Here is a 20,239-nt window from a genome sequence, read left to right as displayed (position 1 = left end):
AATCCGCCGCAGGAACAAATGCTCGCGAATCGTACAACAATAGCCGCCTGAAAACTTCGGCCGCGCACGTATCCGCGTGGATACGGCACAGGCCTCGACAACGGAATTGAAGATGAAACTGTCTTTGCTGGGCCTGGCCTTGGGCCTTGCCAGTCAGGTGGCGTTCGCCGCCCCCACCGCCCCGTCCCTGCAAGACAAGCAGGCCTTCATCGAGCATCTGATCAGCCAGATGACCGAGGCCGAAAAGATTGGCCAACTGCGCCTTATCAGCATCAGCCCAGAGATGCCGCGCGAGAAGATCCGCGAAGAAATCGCCGCCGGGCACATCGGCGGCACCTTCAACTCACGCACCGCCCCCGAGAACCGTCCGATGCAGGACGCCGCCATGCGCAGCCGCCTGAAGATACCGATGTTCTTCGCCTTCGACACCATCCACGGTGAACGCACCATCTTCCCGATCGGCCTCGGCCTGGCTGCCACATGGGACATGGACGCCATCGCCAAGGTCGGCCGCACCTCGGCCATCGAGGCCTCTGCCGACGCGCTGGACATGACCTTCGCCCCGATGGTCGACATCGCACGCGACCCACGCTGGGGACGCACCAGCGAGGGCTTCGGCGAGGACACCTACCTGACCTCGAAGATCGGCCAGGCAATGGTCCGCTCGTTCCAGGGCAGCAGCCCGGCCAACCCCGACAGCATCATGGCCATCGTCAAGCACTTCGCCCTGTATGGCGCAGTGGAAGGGGGCCGCGACTACAACACGGTCGATATGAGCCTGCCGAAGATGTACAACGACTACCTGCCGCCCTACCGTGCCGCGCTCGACGCCGGTGCTGGCGGGGTGATGGTTGCGCTCAACTCGATCAATGGCGTGCCGGCCACCTCCAACACCTGGCTGATGAATGACCTGCTGCGCAAGGAGTGGGGCTTCAAGGGCGTGACCATCAGCGACCACGGCGCCATCCAGGAACTGATTCGCCATGGCGTCGCGCGCGACGGACGCGAGGCAGCCAAGCTGGCGATCAAGGCCGGGATCGACATGAGCATGAACGACACCCTGTATGGCCAGGAGCTGCCAGGGTTGCTCAAATCCGGCGAAGTGAGCCAGGGCGAGCTGGACCAGGCCGTGCGTGAGGTGCTCGGCGCCAAATACGACATGGGCCTGTTCAAGGACCCGTACGTGCGCATCGGCAAAGCCGAAACCGACCTCAAGGAGTACTACGGCGAAGACCGCCTGCACCGCGACGCCGCCCGCGACGTGGCACGCCGCAGCCTGGTGCTGCTGGAAAACCGCACGCAGACCTTGCCCCTGAAAAAAGCCGGCACCATCGCCCTGGTAGGCCCATTGGCCGATGCGCCGATCGACATGATGGGCAGCTGGGCCGCCGACGGCAAGCCGGTGCACTCGGTTACCGTGCGCGAAGGCCTACGCCGGGCTGTAGAGGGCAAGGCCAAGCTGGTGTACGCCAAAGGCTCCAATGTCACTGGTGACAAGGCAATCCTCGATTACCTGAACTTCCTCAACTTCGATGCCCCGGAAATCGTCGATGACCCGCGACCGGCCGCCGTGCTGATCGATGAAGCGGTCAAGGCAGCCCAGCAGTCCGACGTGGTGGTGGCCGTGGTCGGCGAATCGCGCGGCATGTCCCACGAGTCGTCGAGCCGCACCACGCTGGAAATCCCGGCCAGCCAGCGCGAACTGATCAAGGCGCTCAAGGCCACTGGCAAGCCGCTGGTGTTGGTGCTGATGAACGGCCGCCCGTTGTCGATCGCCTGGGAGCGCGAGCAAGCCGATGCCATCCTCGAAACCTGGTTCGCCGGTACCGAAGGCGGTAACGCCATCGCCGACGTGCTGTTCGGCGACTACAACCCGTCTGGCAAGCTGGCCATCACCTTCCCGCGCTCCGTCGGGCAGATTCCGATGTACTACAACCACACGCGCATCGGCCGGCCGTTTACCCCAGGCAAGCCAGGCAACTACACCTCGCAGTACTTCGAAGAGCCCAATGGCCCGCTGTATCCGTTTGGCTACGGTTTGAGCTACAGCCACTTCGAGCTGTCGGGCCTGAGCCTTTCCAGCAAAGACCTCAAGCGCGGTGCCACCCTGGACGCCAAGGTCACTGTGAAGAACACCGGCAAGCGTGATGGCGAGACCGTCGTCCAGCTGTACCTGCAGGACGTTTCGGCCTCCATGAGCCGCCCGGTCAAGGAGCTGAAGAACTTCCAGAAGCTGATGCTCAAGGCCGGTGAATCGCGCACCCTGAGCTTCCGTATCAGCGAGGAGGACTTGAAGTTCTACAACGGCCAGCTGCAGCGAGTGGCGGAGCCCGGGGAGTTCGAGGTCCAGGTCGGGCTGGATTCCGAGGCCGTGCAGCAACAGCGTTTCGAACTGCTGTAAGGGTGTGCAGGCAGTGCCGACCCTATTGCCGGCAAGTCGGCGATAGGGTCATCAATGAAACCCCATCATCGGACTCGCCCCATGCTCTTATCCTTTCGCGCCCTGCGTCTGGGGCTGATCATCCTGCTGATTGTGGTGGGCACTGCGCTCAGCGCCGGCTGGGCCATGCACCAGGCCAAGCGTCAGGCCATGGAAGAAGATGCCCGCCGCGCCAGCCAGCAGTTGGGGTTGTACGCCACGTCGCTGCATACCCTGATCGAACGCTATCGAGCCTTGCCCGCGGTACTGGCGCTGGACCCGGAACTGATCGCCGCCCTGCGAGGGCCAATCAGTGAACCAGAGCAGGATGCGCTCAACCGCAAGCTGGAACGCATCAACGGCGCCGCCAACTCCTCCACCCTGGAACTGCTGGACCGGACTGGGCTGGCCGTAGCGGCCAGCAACTGGCGCCTGCCTACCACCTATGTCGGCTCCAACTATGGCTTTCGTCCCTACTTCAAACAGACCCGCAGCCAGGGCACTGGCCGCTTCTATGCAGTTGGCGTGACCAGCGGGGTGCCAGGGTACTTCCTGTCCAGCGCGGTTACCGACGAACAGGGGCGCTTCCTTGGCGCCATGGTGGTCAAACTGGAGTTTCCCCAACTGGAACGCGAGTGGCGCCAGGGCAACGATATCCTGCTGGTCAGCGATGCCCGCGGCATCACCTTCATCGCCAACCAGGACGGCTGGCGTTACCGCGAGCTGCAACCGCTCAGCGGCGCGGACCGAGCCGAACTGGCCGCAACCCGCCAGTATGACAAGCAGCCGCTGGTACCGCTCAAGCATGAGGTGCTGACCCGTTTCGCCAACAGCAGCCACCTGAGCCGTGTGCTAGGGCCCGATGGGCCTGCCGAGTACTTGTGGGAAAGCCTGCCCCTGGACAGTGAAGACTGGACCCTGCACCTGCTGCGCAAGCCACAAGTGCTGGCTGACGGCCGCAACGCCGCGCTCGGGGCCGCTGCCGTGTGGCTGAGCCTGGTATTCGCCGCACTGTTCGTCAGCCAGCGCCTGCGCCTGGCACGCCTGCGCCAGCGTAGCCGCGAGGAGCTCAAGCGCCAGGTCGAGGAGCGCACCCAAGAGCTGCGCACTGCCCAGGAGGGGCTGGTGCAATCGGCCAAGCTCGCCGCGCTCGGGCAGATGTCGGCAGCCATGGCCCACGAGATCAACCAACCGCTTACCACCCAGCGCATGCAACTGGAAACCCTGCGCCTGCTGCTTGACCACGGTCGCTACGACGAAGCGCGCCAGGCCTTGGAACCCCTGGAGCACATGCTGACGCGCATGGCCGCCCTCACCAGCCATCTCAAGACGTTTGCCCGCAACAGCCCGGTCGGTTTGCGCGAACGCCTCGACCTGGCGACCGTCGTCGATCAGGCCCTGCATCTGCTGGAAACACGCATCCGCGGCGAAGGCGTCGAAGTGGCCCTGTACCTGGCGCGTCCGGCCTGGGTGCGGGGCGATGCAATCCGCCTCGAACAAGTGCTGATCAACCTGTTGCGCAACGCCCTGGACGCCATGACCGACAAACGCTACAAACGCCTTGAAATCCGCATCGAGCCCGAGCACGAGCTGTGGCGCCTGAGCGTCCTTGACTCCGGCGGCGGTATTGCCGACGCCGACCTGGCCAAGGTATTCGACCCCTTCTTCACCACCAAGCCGGTCGGTGAAGGGCTTGGCCTGGGTCTGGCTATTTCCTATGGCATCATCCACGAGGCCGGCGGCCAGTTGCATGCCGAAAACCTGCCGGGCGGTGCGCGCCTGAGCCTTACCCTGCCCCGCGACCTGGAGCCTGTATGTTGAATTCAGTGATCGTCGTCGATGATGAAGCAAGCATCCGCAGCGCCGTTGAACAATGGCTGAGCCTGTCCGGTTTCAGCGTGCAGTTGTTCGCCTGCGCCGAGGACTGCCTGGCCCACTTGCCACGGCACTTTGCAGGGGTGGTCATCAGTGATGTACGCATGCCTGGCATGGGTGGCCTGCAACTGCTCGAACGCCTGCAGGCTGATGACCCGGACCTGCCGGTGATCCTGCTGACCGGCCATGGCGATGTGCCGATGGCCGTGGAAGCCATGCGCAATGGCGCCTATGACTTCCTTGAAAAACCCTTCACACCCCAGCACCTGCTCGGCAGCCTGCGCCGCGCCCTGGAAAAACGCCAGCTGGTGCTGGAAAACCGCCGCCTGCACGAGCAGGCCGATTTCAAGTCGCGCCTGGAAGCCACGTTGCTGGGCATGTCTCAAGGCCTGCAGCAACTACGCCGGCAGGTGCTGGACCTGGCCAGCCTGCCGGTCAATGTACTGATCCGCGGTGAAACCGGCAGCGGCAAGGAACGCGTGGCGCGATGCCTGCATGACTTCGGCCCGCGTGCGAGCAAACCCTTCGTCGCACTCAACTGTGCTGCCATCCCGGAATCGCTGTTCGAGGCGGAACTGTTCGGCCACGAGAGTGGCGCCTTCACCGGGGCCCAGGGCAAACGCATTGGCAAGCTGGAGTATGCCAACGGCGGTACGGTGTTCCTCGACGAAATCGAAAGCATGCCCCTTGCCCAACAAGCCAAGCTGCTGCGGGTCATTCAGGAGCAGAAACTGGAGCGGTTGGGCGCCAACCAGAGCATCAGCGTTGACCTGCGCATCATTGCCGCGACCAAGCCCGACCTGCTCGAAGAAGCGCGCGCCGGGCGCTTTCGCGAAGACCTTGCGTACCGCCTGAACGTTGCCGAACTGCGCCTGGCCCCCCTGCGCGAACGGCGCGAGGACATCCCGCTACTGTTCGAGCATTTCGCCCATGCGACGGCCGAGAAGCTTGGCCGCGCGACCACTCCGTTGTCAGGTGCGCAACTGGCGCAGTTGCTGTCACATGATTGGCCGGGCAACGTGCGGGAACTGGCCAATGCTGCGGAACGCCATGCCTTGGGGCTGGGTTCGCCAAACCTTGAGGGCTCACCCGGTGCCCAGTCACTGGGCGAGCAGATGGAAGCCTTCGAGGCGCAATGCCTGCGGGCCGCGCTGCGTTTGCACAGGGGAGAGATCAAAGGCGTCATGGAAACATTACAGCTGCCACGGCGGACGCTGAACGAAAAGATGCAACGGCACGGGCTGATACGCGAAGACTTCATCACACGGGAGTGAGCGGATATCCGCCTACCAACCCCCTTGAATGAGCAAGAATCCGCCTATTTCTACATTCACTGGCAGGCGCGGCTGATCATCTAGCGTTAAACACCGCAGCCCGCCGATCAGGACGCTGCCCAGCTACAGCGCGGCCTCCAGGGGTAGCGCTTTGCGTCTTGGGGCAACCAGTGCCCCCAAATGAATCGCCACGCACCCATTTGGCACACCTTCTGCAATTGCCAGGGCAAGCTGCGCCCTGGCGCGCTCCACAAAAACAACGAGAAGGTATCCCTGATGGATAACGCCACCTCCCTGCCCGCCGGGGCGGCCACCGCGCCCGCCGCGGAAAAAACCACCGCCAGCCGCCTCAAGTCGATCTTCAGTGGCTCGATCGGCAACATGGTCGAATGGTACGACTGGTACGTCTACGCCGCATTCTCGCTGTACTTCGCCAAGGCCTTCTTCCCGGCCGGCGACTCCACTGCCCAATTGCTCAACACCGCCGCAATCTTCGCCGTGGGCTTCCTCATGCGCCCGATCGGTGGCTGGCTGATGGGCCTGTACGCCGACCGCAAAGGCCGCAAGGCCGCACTGATGGCCTCGGTACTGTTGATGTGCGCCGGTTCCCTGGTCATCGCCCTGACCCCGGGCTATGAAACCATCGGCGTTGCCGCACCCGTGCTGCTGGTCATCGCGCGCCTGATGCAAGGCCTTTCGGTGGGCGGCGAGTACGGCACCTCGGCCACCTACCTCAGCGAGATGGCCAGCAAGGACCGTCGCGGTTTCTTCTCCAGTTTCCAGTACGTCACCCTGATCTCGGGCCAGCTCATCGCCCTGGCAGTGCTGATCATCCTGCAGCAGACGCTGACCACCGAGCAGTTGTATGCCTGGGGCTGGCGCGTACCGTTCGTGATCGGCGCGCTGTGCGCGGTGGTTGCCCTGTACCTGCGCCGCGGCATGGAAGAAACCGCTTCCTTCACCAAGAAGGAAAAGGCCAAGGAAAGCCTGATGCGCACCCTGATGCGCCACCCCAAGGAACTGATGACCGTCGTCGGCCTGACCATGGGCGGCACCTTGGCGTTCTATACCTACACCACCTACATGCAGAAGTACCTGGTCAACACGGTAGGCATGAGCATCAGCGACTCGACCACCATCTCGGCGGCCACGCTGTTCCTGTTCATGTGCCTGCAACCGATCATCGGCGGCCTCTCTGACAAGATCGGCCGCCGGCCGATCCTGATCGCCTTCGGCGTGCTGGGTACCCTGTTTACCGTGCCGATCCTCACCACCCTGCACACCATCCAGACCTGGTGGGGCGCGTTCTTCCTGATCATGGCAGCGCTGATCATCGTCAGCGGCTACACCTCGATCAACGCCGTGGTGAAAGCCGAACTGTTCCCCACCGAAATCCGCGCCCTGGGTGTAGGCCTGCCCTACGCACTGACCGTTTCGATCTTCGGTGGCACCGCCGAGTACGTGGCGCTGTGGTTCAAGAGCGCTGGCATGGAGAGCGGTTTCTACTGGTACGTCACGGCGTGCATCGCCTGCTCGTTGCTGGTTTACGCCACCATGAAAGACACCAAGCAGCATTCGCGGATCACCACTGACTGACAGTGATCCAGCCCCTTGAAAAAGCGCCCCGAACTAGGGGCGCTTTTTTTTACGCTGAGAAAACGCCACCACCACGTTCCAACGGGCCGAACAGCGCAACCAATCGGCTCACCAGAAGCCGCGAAGCCAACTCAAGACATCTCCAACGCCTGGCGCGGGCCACGCCGCTGGTACCAGGTCGCCATCAGTACCAAGACCAGCAGCACGCCCCCCAGTACTGCCGAAGACCCGATCGTACCGAAATCCAGCCCGCCTTTTTCGTGAGCCTTGGTCAGGAAATCACCCAGGGTTGCCCCGAACGGACGGGTCAGCACGAACGCGATCCAGAACAGCACCACGCCAGGGATTCGGGTCCAGGAACGCGCGAGTACCACCAGCCCGATCAGGCTGCCGATCAGCAGCGCACCACCGGCAAAACCCAGGCCTGAATCATCGGCAAGGTAATCACCCAGGGCAGTACCGAGCGTGTTGGAGAACAGAATCGCTACCCAGTAGAACAACTCGCCTGCGCGGGTCCTGATGCGGGTAACGTCAAGCGGGTTGCCGCTCAGACGCCAGACGAGGAAGGTCAGTAGCAAGATGCCGACCAGAATGGCCGAACCCGCCGCATAGCCCAGGCCCAGGGTACGGTCCATGAAATCGGACATGGTGGTGCCGGCGGTGCTGGTTGAGAGAATCACCAACCAGTAGAGCACCGGATGGTAGCGCCGCGAATACAACTGGCCGAACAAGGTCAGCAGAAACACGCTGATCAACAGCATCGAGCTGACTGCATAGCCAACGTCTAGGGTCATCGACAGCAGGTCACCGGCCGTCTCGCCCAGCGTTGTGGCGCAGATCTTCATGACCCAGAAGGCCAAGGTGATTTGCGGAAGTTTGTTCATTGTTTGCCGCTCCATATTCAGGTGCGGCGATGGTGATGAGCAATGCTTGAAAAATCGGTTGGCGCTATATGAAAAAAGCGTAATGCCGTGCGCAAATACGATTTTTCGTTCTTAACCGCCCATTAATTCTGCCCCCCCATCCTGCAGTCCCTGGCGAAGCATTCAGTCACCTCGGGTTAACACGCTAGAAGATTACGGCGGCTACGGCGCTTCAGGCGCCGCGCCTCAATATATCGATTAAATTGATTTTTTAGCCCTATTTTTTGCGCTTTTTAATCAAATTAACAGGCGTAGCATTGAACCCATAGAAGCACAAAACCTCTCGAACCACGGAGCAACGACCATGAAAAACAAACTGATCCTCACCTTGGCCCTCTCGGTTTTCGCCACCGGCGCTTTCGCAGAAGATGGCTTTGACCGCACCAGTGCTCATAACTTCGCGGCCGTACAAAGCCAGGCAGCCACTTACGCTGAAGATGGTTTCGACCGCACTGGCGCCCAACGTTTCGCCGAAGACGGCTTTGACCGCACCGGCGCTCAACGCTTCGCCGAAGATGGCTTCGACCGCACCGGCGCTCAACGCTTCGCCGAAGACGGCTTCGACCGCACCAATGCCCACCGCATCAGCTGATCCCTGATGCGTGTCCCCGCCCGGCTTCGGCCGGGCTAGATCATTTGCAGGCGTGCACAGGCTTGGCACACTAGGCACCTCGTCCCCCAAGAGGTAGGGCCAGCAAGCCCAACGCAGATGTATTACTACGAACCCGCCAAAGGCCACGGCCTGCCCCACGACCCGTTCAATGCCATCGTCGGTCCTCGCCCGATCGGCTGGATTTCCTCCCACGACAGCCAAGGTCGGTTGAACCTCGCGCCCTACAGCTTCTTCAACGCCTTCAACTACATCCCTCCGATCATCGGGTTCTGCAGCGTCGGGCGCAAAGACAGCCTGAACAATATCGAGCAGACCGGTGAATTCGTCTGGAACCTGGCGACGCGGCCCTTGGCCGAGCAGATGAACCAGAGTTGCGCAGCCGTTGCGGCTGACGTCGATGAATTCCAGCTCAGCGGCCTCACGCCCGCAGCCTCGCGCATCGTCAAGGTGCCACGGGTAGCGCAAACCCCGGTGGCGTTCGAATGCAAGGTAAGCCAGATCGTCCAGCTCAAGCGCGCGGACCAGGCTTTGGTGCCCAGCTGGCTGATTCTGGGTGAGGTGGTGGCGGTGCACATTGCCGAGCACCTGCTCAAGGACGGCATCTACGACACCGCAGCCGCCGAGCCGATCCTGCGCGCAGGTGGCCCGGCGGATTATTTCGAGCTGGGCAACCTGTTCAAGATGGTCAGGCCCCAGGCCTGATCACCAGGTCAGCTCGCCTTCCTCGCCAACACCTTGAAGGCGCTCGAGCTCGGCGCAGGCGGCCTCGTCGGCCGCCACAGCGCTCTGGAACACCTGGCCATCCAGTACCTTGTGAAAGCGCGGAGCACCACCCGTGCCCAGTGCCTTGACGGCGATGGCGGCGTTGTAACCACCGCCCTCCACGGGGACCATCGCCGAAACCGCTTCGAAATGCGGGAATTCTCTACGTGCCATGTTGCTATCCGCGTCGTTGATCGAGAGGCGGCATTCTACCCTGAGTGGGCAGGCATTCAATCGAAGGTATGCAGGTCCAGGCTGCTGACCACCTGCGCCTGCACCAACTCACCGAACACCTCAAGTGTGGGTGAAGCGAAGTAGCCACTCATCGCCTGCTGGTCTTGCCAGCTACCGCTGAGCAACCACAGGTCGGCATCGGCCTGGGAGCGCTGCACGGTAAAGCTCAGACAGCCGGGTGTGCGCAACGAGGGCTCGAGCAGGTCGCGCAGACGCGCGCCAAGTTCTGCCGAACGACCGCTGCTGGCACGGATGAAAGCCAAGTGGGTGACCGGTTGACGTAGGGTCATTTGCACAATCTCCTTGAAGCATGCAGGCGGAAAACCAGGCTGCCAAGGTTAGGGGTACGCGCGCGCGGGGCGTTAGGCTATTACTGCACAGGGATTGCCTGATCCTGCAGCGCGGCAGGATCAGGCAATCCCTGTGCAGCTTTCGACTAGCGCCCGCCATTGCCCAAACCTATGCTGCGTCGGTCAGCAGAGGAAAGCCATCATGACCACTCCCCCGTCCCTAGACCCCGCCCTGGAACTGCAACGCCAGGAGCTGGCCGAGCTGATCCTGCGCCATGCCGGCGAGCCCCAGGGCACCGTCTCGGCCATCGACGACCTGTACCTGGTGCGTTACACGGAGAATGTGCGCTCAGTGCCGACCCTGGCCCTACCGGCGCTGTGCATACTGGCCCAGGGCAGCAAGAGCCTGTTCCTTGGTGACGAGCAATACGCCTATGACCCCTTGCACTACATGGTCGTGTCGGTGACCTTGCCCCTGAGCGGTGCCAGGCTCGATGCCAGCCCGGAAAACCCCAGCCTGGGCCTGCGCCTTGACCTGGACGCAGCCGAAATCAGTCAGCTGATCGCCGAAAGCGGGCCGATGCTGGTGCCCAACCTGCCGTCCGGCCGCGGCCTGTATGTGGAAAGGACCGATCCACAACTGCTCGATGCCTTGTTGCGCCTGATCCGCCTGCTGGACTCACCACGCGACATCGCCATGCTGGCGCCGCTGATCCGCCGAGAAATCCTCTACCGCCTGCTTCGCGGGCCGCAGGGCTATCGCCTGTACGAAATTGCCCTGGCCAACAGCCAGACCCATCGGGTGTGCCAGGCCATCACCTGGCTCAACCAACACTTTCAGCAACCGCTGCGCATCGAGGACCTGGCGCGGGAGGTCAACCTCAGTACCTCGACCTTGCACCACCGGTTCAAGGCCGTGACCTCGATGAGCCCTCTGCAGTACCAGAAGCAGTTGCGCCTGCAGGAGGCGCGCCGGCTGATGCTGAATGATGGCCTGGAGGCGGCAGTGGCGGGCTATCGGGTAGGTTACGAAAGCCCGTCGCAGTTCAGCCGCGAGTACAGCCGGCTGTATGGCGCGCCGCCGATCCGTGATGTGGCACGGCTGCGGGCAAGCGCTGGCTGACGTTTATCCAGGCCAGCGTGGGCGCCCGCTGGCCATCAGCCCAAGACTGCCGCTTGCCACTGGTGCTGATCGACCTGGATCAATGTCGGCCCCTTGCGCTCTGCCGCACGGCCAAGGGCAGCCAACAGTTGCGCCACATCGCCGACCTCTTCGGCCTCAGCCCCCAAGGCACGCGCCACACCAATGAAGTCCGGGGTATGGATATCCACCCCGACCGGCGTGATAGCGCGGTTGACCATGTACTTCTTGATCTCTTCGTAGCCCTGGTTATTCCACAGCAGCACGATCAGCGGCACCTGCGCCTCCACCGCACTGGCCAGCTCCGGCAAGGTGAATTGCAGCCCACCATCGCCAATCAGGCACACCGCCGGTGCCCGTTCGGCCGGCTGCTCGGCACTGCCCAACCAGGCACCCATGGCTGCTGGCAGCGCATAACCCAAGGTGCCGTAACCTGTCGAGGCGTTGAACCAGCGGCGCGGCTGGTCCATGTCCAGCGTCAGGTTGCCGGTGTACACCGGCTGTGTCGAATCGCCTACCAGAATCGCATTGGGCAGGCGCTCGAGAATGCTGGTCAGCAAGCGGGTCTGGCTCAGGGTTGGCTGATCCCAGCTAGCGGCAAGCGACCCCCGCAGACGCTGGGCACGCGCTGCGCCCCAACGTTCATCGCGCTGCGGCTGCGGCTGTTGTTGCAAGGCGTCGAACAACGCCTCGGCGGCGAGCTTGGCGTCAGCCACCAAGGCCAGTTCCGGCAGGTAGTTGCGCACCGTCTGGTCAGGGTCGATGTCGACCCGCAGCAAACTGCCCGGGATCTCGAAACCACCCTTGAACGTCACGTCATAATCGGTCTCGGCCAGCTCGGTACCGATTGCCAGCACCACATCGGCTTCAGCCACCAGCGCACGGGTGGCGACCAGCGACTGGGTCGACCCGATCTGCAGCGGATGGTGGGACGGCAACAGGCCTTTGGCATTGATGGTCAACGCCACCGGCGCCTGCAGATGCTCAGCCAGGCGGGCCAAGGCAGGCCCTGCGGCCAGCGCCCCACCGCCTGCCAGGATCAACGGTTTATGTGCCTGGGCCAGGCGCTCGGCCATGCGTGCCACGGCCTGTGGCGCTGCCCCTGCCCGGCTGCTGCGCACCGGGCGGGCCGGCAACAGGTGGTCAGCCGGCTCGACCAGTACATCCAGAGGGATCTCGATATGCACAGGCCGCGGCCGGGCGCCCTCGAACACGGCGAAGGCACGGGCCAGTACCTGCGGCAAGTCAGCGGCGCTCATCAAGGTGTGCGAAAACGCCGCCACGCCGGCCACCAACGCGCCTTGGTTGGGCAATTCATGCAACTTGCCACGGCCACCGCCCAGTTGATCCCGCGACTGCACACTGGAAATCACCAGCATGGGAATCGAATCGGCATAGGCCTGGCCCATGGCGGTGGTGATGTTGGTCATCCCAGGGCCAGTAATGATGAAGCAGACCCCCGGCTTACCCCGGGTCCGTGCATAGCCGTCGGCCATGAAGCCAGCGCCCTGCTCGTGGCGTGGCGTGACATGGCGAATGGACGAGCCCGCCAGGCCTCGGTAAAGCTCCACGGTATGCACGCCGGGGATGCCGAAGACATGGTCCACACCATAGCCTTCAAGGAGTTTGACCAGTACTTCGCCGCAGGTTGCCATCGAATTTCACCTTGGATCTTGTTGGAGTCTGTGCCCATTGGACCCAAGCCAACGCTATCGCCACAAGGTAAAAAAACACATACTAGCCATGTCCTTTAATCATGGCTTGCTGCAATGAAACGCCTTCCGCCGCTACCGGCCTTGCATACCTTCCTGGTCACCGCCCAGCACTGCAATTTCACCCGTGCCGCACAGCAGCTGCATATCACCCAGGGTGCCGTCAGCCGACAGGTCGCGGGCCTCGAAGCGCACTTGGGCTATGCCTTGTTCCAGCGCCAGGCCCGTGGCTTGAGCCTGACGCGTGAGGGCCAGGACTGGCTGCCACGCGTGCAGCAGATATTCGCCCTGATCGAACAAGGTGTGCGCGAAGTGGGTGGGCACAGCGCCACCTTGCAGCTCAAGGCGCCGACCTGCGTGATGCGCTGGCTGCTGCCGCGCCTGATGGAGTGGCAGGCCCTGCGCCCGGACGTACCGGTGGAATTGACCACCACGGTGCAACATGGCGTGGATTTTCGCCGCGAAGGCTTCGATGCGGCGGTGGTCTATGGCGACGCACCGAACCATGGGCTGCGGGTGCGCAAACTGTTCGACGAGCAGCTCACGCCAGTGTGTGCGCCTTCACTCTTGGCCGGGCCCGTGCCGCTGCAAGAGCTCGCCGACCTGAACCGCCACATGATGTTGCACCCCTCGCGTGATGAACATGACTGGCGGCTGTGGCTACAGGCCGCTGGAGCAACGCTCGAGGCACAGGGGCGCAAGCAGCATTTCGAAACGCTGGACATGGCAATGGCCATGGCCTCACAGGGGACTGGTGTGGCGATTGGCGATTGGGCCTTGATTGGCGATGACCTGCGCAATGGACGGCTGTGCATGCCGTTCGCGCTGAAGGTGCTGACCGGAAAAGGCTATTACCTGGCCTGCCAGGCGAGGAGCCTGCCACCGGGGCTGGTGGAGCTGATGGACTGGCTCGAGGACCGCGCCCATCAGTGAACGCCCTCGCCGCTGCCCCACCCCACAAGCCCCAGCACAGCACTTGTGGGGTAGATTTGACCACTCAGTAGCCGACAGTAAAGCGCTGGCGCGAATGCGCCGGTTTCTCCAGCTCATCGATCATGGCGATGGCATAGTCGGCAAAGCTGATCCAGCTCTTGCCTTCGGCCCCTATCAGCAGGTGGTCCTTGCCCAGCGTGTAATGGCCCGTACGCGCGCCTTCGACGAACTCCGCCGAGGGTGAGAGGAACGTCCAGTCAAGGTCCGCCTCCTTGCGCAATTGCTCAAGAAAAACCACCCCGGCACTGGCTTCGGCCTTGTACGCCTCAGGGAAATCAGGGCTGTCGATGACCCGATGCCCGGAAGGCAGCAGCAGGCTGCCGGCGCCGCCCACTACCAACAGCCGCTTGACTCCGGCACGTTTGACCGGCTCGATGATCGCGTGGGGCGAGAGGGTCGAGAAATGCGCGGCACTCAACACCGCATCGACGCCGCTGACAGCCGTTTGCAACGCATGGCTGTCCGTGGCATCCAGTGCCTTTACGGTAACACCTGGGCGCCCCTGCAAACGCGACGGGTCACGGGCAATGGCCACCACGTTGTGCCCGCGGCGCAACGCTTCTTCCAACAACTGGCTGCCAGCCCGGCCGGTGGCACCGATGATTGCGATCTTGCTCATGGGAAACTCTCCATCAGTTGAACGGAATTACCACTTCATCTCGCCCTTGGCGACCTTGGCGCCGAGCGCTAGGGAGCTTTCGTCGGCAAGGTCCGGGTAACGTTTCTTCATAGCGGCAATCAACGCGGTAGCGTCTTTCGCCCGGGCGGTTTGCGCATCGAATTCACGAATATAGTTAGCCGTGAAGCGCACCGCCTTCAGCGAGCGGTCACTTTGGCCCAGATAGTGGCCGGGGACGACGGTGCGCGGCGCGAGCGCTTCGATGTGCTCAAGCGTACCGAGCCAGTCGGCGTGGGACTTGGCCGATTGGGTATCGGCCATCCATACATGGATGTTTTCTGACACCACCACACCCCCGACCACCGCCTTGATCGACGGTATCCACACAAAGCTGCGCTGTGGTTGCGGGCCATCCAGGCCAATGACTTCCAGCGCTTGCCCCTCCAGCGTCAGGCGGTTGCCCGCGAGCACTTGGGGCACCACCAGCCGCACGGGCGCGTCGCCCCCCATCTGCGGCCCCCAGAAGGCCAGCTTGGCTTCCATCGTCTTGCGGATATGGTCAACGGTGGCCGCTGAAGCCAGCACCTTGGCATCTGGGAAGGCCTCGGTGAGCGTCGCCAGGCCAAAGTAGTAATCCGGGTCGCCATGGCTGATGTAGATGTTGGTCAGGCGCTTGCCGCTGGCACGTAGGCGCTCAACCAGTTGTTCGGCCTGGGCCTTGCCGAACTGGGCATCGACCAGAATGGCGTCTTTTTCGCCGCTGACAATCACCGAACTCACCGGGAAGATCGCCTCATGCCCTGGGTTGTACACGTCCAACCGCAACGGCTCGGTAGCCTGGGCCTGCCCAGCCAGCGCAATACACGTCAGCACCAGGCTGCGTAATGGGGAGAAGATCGACATGCTCAAGACCGTCCAAGAAGAATGATCAACAGCATAGTTGCCCGATCCATCGCAAAAAATGCGATGCTAAGACATAGTTTGTTTCTAAAATCGGGCAAATCATGGACCGTCTCAACGCCATGCGCGTTTTCGTCAGCGTCGTCGACCTGGGTAGCCAATCGGCGGCGGCAGATCACCTGCAGCTGTCCCGCCCCGTGGTTTCGCGCTATCTGGCAGAGCTTGAGGACTGGGTAGGCGCACGGCTGATGCAGCGCACTACCCGCAAGCTGAGCCTGACTTCAGCAGGCCAGCAGACCTTGCCCCGCTGCCGGCAAATGCTTGAACTGGCCGGTGACCTGCAAGCTGCTGTGCGCCAGCCGGACGAGGCGCCGCGTGGCAAGCTGCGCATCAGTGTCAGTACCTCCTTCGGCCAGGCACAATTGGTCGATGCCATCGCCGAATACGTGCGGCGCTACCCCGGCGTGAAAGTCGAGCTGCAAATGCTCGATCGCACGGTCAACCTGGTGGACGAGCGCATCGACCTGGCCATCCGCACCAGCAACGAGCTGGACCCCAACCTCATCGCCCGGCGCTTGAGCGTATGCCGCTCGGTGGTTTGCGCGGCGCCGGCTTACCTGCATGAACGTGGCACGCCCCAGCGAGTCGAGGACCTGAGCCAGCACAATTGCCTGACCCACGCCTACTTCGGCCACAGCCTGTGGCACTTCGAGGTAGATGGGCAGCAGGTCGCCGTGCCGGTGGACGGCAATATCAGCGCCAACGAGGCAATGACCCTGCAGAAGGCTGCGCTGGCCGGTGCGGGGGTGGCCATGCTGCCGAGCTACCAGGCTGCCCCGGCACTGCACAGTGGCGCGCTGGTGCGCCTGTTGCCCGAGGCACGCCCGCAGGAGCTGAACCTGAATGCGGTGTACACCTCGCGCAAGCACATGCCGGCGACCTTGCGCAGCATGCTGGATTTTCTCGCGCAATGGTTCAGCCAGGAGCCTGAATGGGATCGGGCGCTAGTGTGAACTGCCGCCCAACCGTGGCAGCAGCAACAGGCGCCAGTCAGCGTTTGGCCTATGCTTGAAGTATCACCTGTGGTCGAAGCAGGAGGTAAGCAACATGGGCATCAAATCCAGAAGAGTCGCCCTTGTCATGGCCTTGACTGCGGTTGCGGGGCTGTACGGCTCAGCCTGCTGGCGCGCCGAACTGCTGCGCAGCCAGCCAAGCGCCGCCGCCAGTTGCGAGCAGGAACACTGCGTGCCCCACACCGCAACCTTGAGCGCCGTTCGTTGAGCTGAACGGCGCCATGCCGGTCACTCTTCGACGCTCATGTATTCCTTGGCCCAGCGGATGTAGTCCTCGGGCTGGGTATAGGTGTGCGAAAGCTCGGTGGCGCTGAGGTTTTCAGACTTGTTCTGCTGGCCGCGCTGCAGCCGCAGGCAGTCGTAGGTCGCCTTGATCGAGGCGAAATAGGCCGCGTGGCCGTCTACCACGATACGCACGCCCAAGCGCGCCAGCCGCTCGTCGTCGCGCAGGTTGGGGTTGGCGTAGGTCACCAGCATCAGCGGCACACTCAGGTGCTCGGCAATCTGCTCAAGCTGCTCGAAATCCTTCACACCGACCATGCAGATACCGTCGGCACCGGCCTTCTGGTAGCTCTGGGTACGCACGATGATTTCTTCAGTGCTCAGTACGCCGGCATTGGTGCGGGCGATGATCGACAGCGAGGAATCGACCCGCGCCTCAAGGGCCGCCCGGATCTTGCCGACCCCTTCCTCGACCGAGATCAGGTCGGTGGACTTGCGCCCGAACTGGGCTGGCAGCAGGGTGTCCTCGATGGTCAGCGCAGCCACGCCGGCGCGCTCCAGCTCGGTGACCGTGCGCATCACATTAAGTGCATTACCGTACCCATGGTCAGCATCGGCGAGCACGGGCAACTGGGCGACGCGACCGATTCGGGTGGCCTGCTCGACGAACTCGCTGAGGGTGATCAGGGCGAAGTCTGGCGCGGCCAGCACCTGTAACGATGCCACCGAACCACCCAGTATGCCGACTTCAAAACCCAGGTCGGCGGCGATGCGCGCCGACATCGGATCGAACACGGATGCCGTGTGATAGCAGGAACCTGAAGCGAGCAGCTCGCGGAAGGCAAAACGCAGATCTTGATGGGAAGCCTTGGGCATGATCACTCCGCTAATACGTGAAATTGAACGGTTGCTACCGACCCCTGTAATCGGGTCTACCTGACCTGTTCCAACCGTCGCCATCTGGGCGGTCATGCTCGACATGCAGGCAGAGGGATAAAAGGTGTGGGATACAGCGACCCGAAAATCCAGCGACATCAGGACGCACCAAGCTGGTGCAACCCCCGGATTTCAGCCTCTGCGGCCTGGCAACGATATCACGCAGCCATGCAGCACTGGATGAATGCGCCAATGCCGATCTTGCATAGGGGATGCAGATAGTACATAGGAAGCTACCTAAGTCGAGTTACAATCCGGAGAAATCGCGCCGGCCATTCGCACGCCCATGGCTACGCGCAGCTTTCGGCCAGACAAGGTATCTCCGTGACAGCCGCCCTACCCCCGACCGCCCTGCGCAATGTCCTCACGGCCTTGATGCTGGCCATTTTCCTCGGCGCCCTTGACCAGACCATCGTCGCCGTCTCCCTGCCAGCCATCTCTGCGCAGTTCAACGATGTCGGCCTGCTGGCATGGGTAATCTCCGGCTACATGGTGGCAATGACCGTGGCCGTGCCGATCTACGGCAAACTGGGCGACCTGTATGGCCGGCGGCGCATGATTCTCACCGGCATCAGTGTGTTCACCCTGGCCTCGATCGCCTGCGCCCTGGCCCAGGACATGCAGCAACTGGTCATGGCGCGGGTACTGCAGGGCATTGGCGCGGGCGGAATGGTTTCGGTAAGCCAGGCGATCATCGGCGACTTTGTGCCCCCGCGCGAGCGTGGCCGGTATCAGGGCTACTTCAGCAGCATGTACGCGGTGGCCAGCGTGGCTGGGCCGGTACTGGGCGGCTGGTTGACCGAGTACCTGTCGTGGCGCTGGGTGTTCTGGGTCAACCTGCCACTGGGACTGGTCGCACTCTGGGCGATCCGCCGCGCCCTTGCCGGTATGCCTGTGCAGCGCCGTCAGGCCCGCGTGGATTACGTTGGGGCCGTGTTGCTGATCCTTGGCCTGGGCAGCCTGCTGCTGGGCATCACCTTGGTGGGGCAAGGTCACGCCTGGACCGCGCCGCCTGTACTGGCGTTGTTTGCCTGCGCGGGGTTAGGCCTGGCGTTGTTCATCGGTCACGAACGACGCTGCCAGGAGCCGTTGCTGCCCCTTGGCCTGTTCGGCAACCGGGTGGCTGTGCTGTGCTGGGGAGTGATCTTCTTCGCCAGCTTTCAATCGATCTCGCTGACCATGCTAATGCCCCTGCGCTACCAGGGCATCACCGGTGCCGGAGCGGACAGCGCCGCGCTGCACCTGCTGCCCCTGGCCATCGGCTTGCCCATGGGCGCCTTCACCGGCGGGCGCATGACCAGTTTCACCGGGCGCTACAAGCCACAGATTCTGGCCGGTGCGCTGCTGATGCCGGTGGCAATCTTCGCCATGGCCATCACTCCTCCACAGTCCGGGCTGCTCAGTGCGCTATTCATGTTGCTGACTGGCATCGCCTGTGGCCTGCAGTTTCCCACCTCGCTGGTGGGCACGCAGAGCGCGGTGGACATCAAGGACATCGGCGTGGCCACCAGCACCACCAACCTGTTCCGCTCGCTGGGCGGGGCCATGGGGGTGGCCTGTATGTCCAGCCTGCTGCTGATGCTGTTGCATCAAGGTGGCTTCGCGTTGCTGGGCAACCCGTTGCTGGGGAGTTTGCAAGCAGGGGAAGCCGATCCGGCCACCCAGGCGCGGTTGCTGGAGACCTTCCGCGAGCTGTTGCTGGGCAGTGCCGGGATCGCCCTGCTGGGGCTGCTGACCGCGTTGGCGCTGCCAGACCGGCAACTGCGGGGGCGCTAGGATTGCCAGGCCGCGTTGCGGCCCTTGGCGTTTAATCCTGCCTTAATTCACTTGGGAAACACTTCCTCACAAACCTTAACAAAGTGTCATTTGCGCAGCGCCGGGCTCAAGCGCAGCATATCCAGCACTGTGTCGACCCATTTTTCGGCATCGCGCAACAAATCGAAACTGTCCGGCAACAACAACCAGCGGCCGATCAGGCCATCGACATAAGCAAACAGGGCTACGGTTGCACGCTCGACGTCCAGCCCCGCGGGCAGTTGCTCACGGCGCACTGCATTGGCCAAGGCCCGGGTGATGCCCTCATGGCAATCCAGCACAGCGCTCTGGCGCTGCTGGCGGATTTCACACATGTCATCGGTGAACTCGCACTTGTGATGCAGGATTTCATTGATACGCCGGGTACGGGCATCGAGCACCAGCTCGTTGAACACTTGCAGCAGCAGCTTGCGCATGCAGCCAAGCGGGTCGAGTTCGTCCTCGCTTTCACTGGCGCGTGCCAGGTGGTCATGTGTTTCGTGCAGGCTGTCGAGCAGCGCCTGCACCAGTTCCGCCTTATTATTGAAGTGCCAGTAAATCGCCCCTCGGGTCACGCCCGCCAGTTCGGCGATGTCAGCCAGTGTGGTTCGCGCAACCCCGCGCTTGTAGAAGGCCTTTTCCGCCGCCTCGATGATCTGGGCGCGGGTTTCCTGGGCTTCTTCTTTGGTTCGACGGACCATGGCAGTACAACCTCATCTGGGCCCGCAGGCACTTCGCCTGTGGGGAAACCGCCGGGGGCACCTCTGCAGGGCGCCTACCGGATGGGCTAATCAAGGACCGGGGGACATACACAAGAACCACCCGACGCTATTTACAAACAACCGTGAATGTAAGTATATTCG

At 62.8% G+C, this 20,239-nt stretch carries 19 protein-coding genes; 11 read left to right on the top strand and 8 right to left on the bottom strand.

The annotated features are described in order from the left end of the window. The first annotated feature begins 112 nt into the window (after positions 1-112). From bglX to APH34_RS01300, 4 genes are all read left to right on the top strand, one after another. Positions 113-2,401, top strand: coding sequence for a beta-glucosidase BglX (gene bglX / locus APH34_RS01315; protein ID WP_054899362.1), 2,289 nt, complete (start codon positions 113-115; stop codon positions 2,399-2,401). A gap of 81 nt (positions 2,402-2,482) precedes the next feature. Next, on the top strand, positions 2,483-4,240 hold the full coding sequence (locus tag APH34_RS01310) for an ATP-binding protein (RefSeq protein ID WP_054899361.1): 1,758 nt from the start codon (positions 2,483-2,485) through the stop codon (positions 4,238-4,240). Beyond that, positions 4,234-5,568, top strand: coding sequence for a sigma-54 dependent transcriptional regulator (locus APH34_RS01305; protein ID WP_054899360.1), 1,335 nt, complete (start codon positions 4,234-4,236; stop codon positions 5,566-5,568). The genes APH34_RS01310 and APH34_RS01305 overlap by 7 nt, the downstream gene beginning before the upstream one ends. Positions 5,569-5,844: 276 nt before the next feature. Next, entirely contained in the window at positions 5,845-7,164 is a 1,320-nt protein-coding gene (locus tag APH34_RS01300) for an MFS transporter (RefSeq protein ID WP_054899514.1), read from the top strand. A 131-nt stretch (positions 7,165-7,295) separates the two neighbouring features. On the opposite strand, the gene APH34_RS01295 is transcribed toward APH34_RS01300, so the two are convergent. After that, entirely contained in the window at positions 7,296-8,048 is a 753-nt protein-coding gene (locus tag APH34_RS01295) for a hypothetical protein (protein ID WP_054899359.1), read from the bottom strand. 343 nt (positions 8,049-8,391) lie between these two features. On the opposite strand from APH34_RS01295, the gene APH34_RS01290 reads away from it, so the two are divergent. After that, positions 8,392-8,679 carry a hypothetical protein gene (locus tag APH34_RS01290; RefSeq protein ID WP_054899358.1) on the top strand — a complete coding sequence of 96 codons (288 nt, stop codon included), beginning with the start codon at positions 8,392-8,394 and terminating at the stop codon, positions 8,677-8,679. Positions 8,680-8,796: 117 nt separating this feature from the next. Further along, the gene (locus APH34_RS01285) at positions 8,797-9,402 is read left to right on the top strand and encodes a flavin reductase family protein (RefSeq protein ID WP_054899357.1); all 606 of its coding nucleotides are present in this window, start codon (positions 8,797-8,799) and stop codon (positions 9,400-9,402) included. Here APH34_RS01285 and APH34_RS01280 read toward each other — a convergent pair whose 3' ends face one another. After that, positions 9,403-9,636 (bottom strand): hypothetical protein, encoded by a 234-nt coding sequence (locus APH34_RS01280; protein ID WP_054899356.1) that lies wholly within the window; start codon positions 9,634-9,636, stop codon positions 9,403-9,405. It lies immediately after the preceding gene. Positions 9,637-9,692: 56 nt separating this feature from the next. Further along, a complete protein-coding gene (locus APH34_RS01275) occupies positions 9,693-9,986 on the bottom strand; it encodes a putative quinol monooxygenase (protein WP_054899355.1) in 294 nt (97 codons plus the stop codon). A 202-nt stretch (positions 9,987-10,188) separates the two neighbouring features. On the opposite strand from APH34_RS01275, the gene APH34_RS01270 reads away from it, so the two are divergent. Next, the gene (locus tag APH34_RS01270; RefSeq protein WP_054899354.1) at positions 10,189-11,109 is read left to right on the top strand and encodes an AraC family transcriptional regulator; all 921 of its coding nucleotides are present in this window, start codon (positions 10,189-10,191) and stop codon (positions 11,107-11,109) included. A gap of 35 nt (positions 11,110-11,144) precedes the next feature. Here APH34_RS01270 and APH34_RS01265 read toward each other — a convergent pair whose 3' ends face one another. Continuing rightward, positions 11,145-12,782 (bottom strand): 5-guanidino-2-oxopentanoate decarboxylase, encoded by a 1,638-nt coding sequence (locus tag APH34_RS01265; protein ID WP_054899353.1) that lies wholly within the window; start codon positions 12,780-12,782, stop codon positions 11,145-11,147. Between the two features lie 114 nt (positions 12,783-12,896). On the opposite strand from APH34_RS01265, the gene APH34_RS01260 reads away from it, so the two are divergent. Continuing rightward, complete coding sequence (locus tag APH34_RS01260; RefSeq protein ID WP_054899352.1) at positions 12,897-13,772, top strand: LysR substrate-binding domain-containing protein; 876 nt, start codon at positions 12,897-12,899, stop codon at positions 13,770-13,772. Between the two features lie 64 nt (positions 13,773-13,836). Here APH34_RS01260 and APH34_RS01255 read toward each other — a convergent pair whose 3' ends face one another. Then, a complete protein-coding gene (locus APH34_RS01255) occupies positions 13,837-14,451 on the bottom strand; it encodes an NAD(P)-dependent oxidoreductase (RefSeq protein ID WP_054899351.1) in 615 nt (204 codons plus the stop codon). A 27-nt stretch (positions 14,452-14,478) separates the two neighbouring features. After that, positions 14,479-15,354, bottom strand: a complete 876-nt coding sequence (locus tag APH34_RS01250) for an MBL fold metallo-hydrolase (RefSeq protein ID WP_054899350.1) — start codon at positions 15,352-15,354, stop codon at positions 14,479-14,481. Positions 15,355-15,455: 101 nt separating this feature from the next. Here APH34_RS01250 and APH34_RS01245 point away from each other — a divergent pair, with 101 nt between their 5' ends. Beyond that, positions 15,456-16,364, top strand: a complete 909-nt coding sequence (locus tag APH34_RS01245) for a LysR family transcriptional regulator (RefSeq protein ID WP_054899349.1) — start codon at positions 15,456-15,458, stop codon at positions 16,362-16,364. A gap of 94 nt (positions 16,365-16,458) precedes the next feature. After that, positions 16,459-16,632, top strand: a complete 174-nt coding sequence (locus tag APH34_RS29490; RefSeq protein ID WP_176514806.1) for a hypothetical protein — start codon at positions 16,459-16,461, stop codon at positions 16,630-16,632. 20 nt (positions 16,633-16,652) lie between these two features. Here the strand turns inward: APH34_RS29490 and APH34_RS01240 are convergent, their stop codons facing one another. Beyond that, positions 16,653-17,522, bottom strand: coding sequence for an oxaloacetate decarboxylase (locus APH34_RS01240; RefSeq protein WP_054899348.1), 870 nt, complete (start codon positions 17,520-17,522; stop codon positions 16,653-16,655). Between the two features lie 384 nt (positions 17,523-17,906). Between APH34_RS01240 and APH34_RS01235 the strand changes: the two genes are divergently transcribed. Beyond that, entirely contained in the window at positions 17,907-19,358 is a 1,452-nt protein-coding gene (locus APH34_RS01235; protein ID WP_054899347.1) for an MDR family MFS transporter, read from the top strand. 86 nt (positions 19,359-19,444) lie between these two features. On the opposite strand, the gene ttgR is transcribed toward APH34_RS01235, so the two are convergent. Further along, positions 19,445-20,077, bottom strand: coding sequence for an efflux transport transcriptional regulator TtgR (ttgR, locus tag APH34_RS01230; RefSeq protein ID WP_054899346.1), 633 nt, complete (start codon positions 20,075-20,077; stop codon positions 19,445-19,447). Positions 20,078-20,239 lie beyond the last annotated feature (162 nt).

This window comes from Pseudomonas sp. NBRC 111131 (genome assembly GCF_001320525.1).
Taxonomy (GTDB): domain Bacteria; phylum Pseudomonadota; class Gammaproteobacteria; order Pseudomonadales; family Pseudomonadaceae; genus Aquipseudomonas; species Aquipseudomonas ceruminis.
The sequence above is the reverse complement of the archived record's forward strand: the minus strand, read 5'-3'. Positions and strand labels throughout refer to the sequence as shown.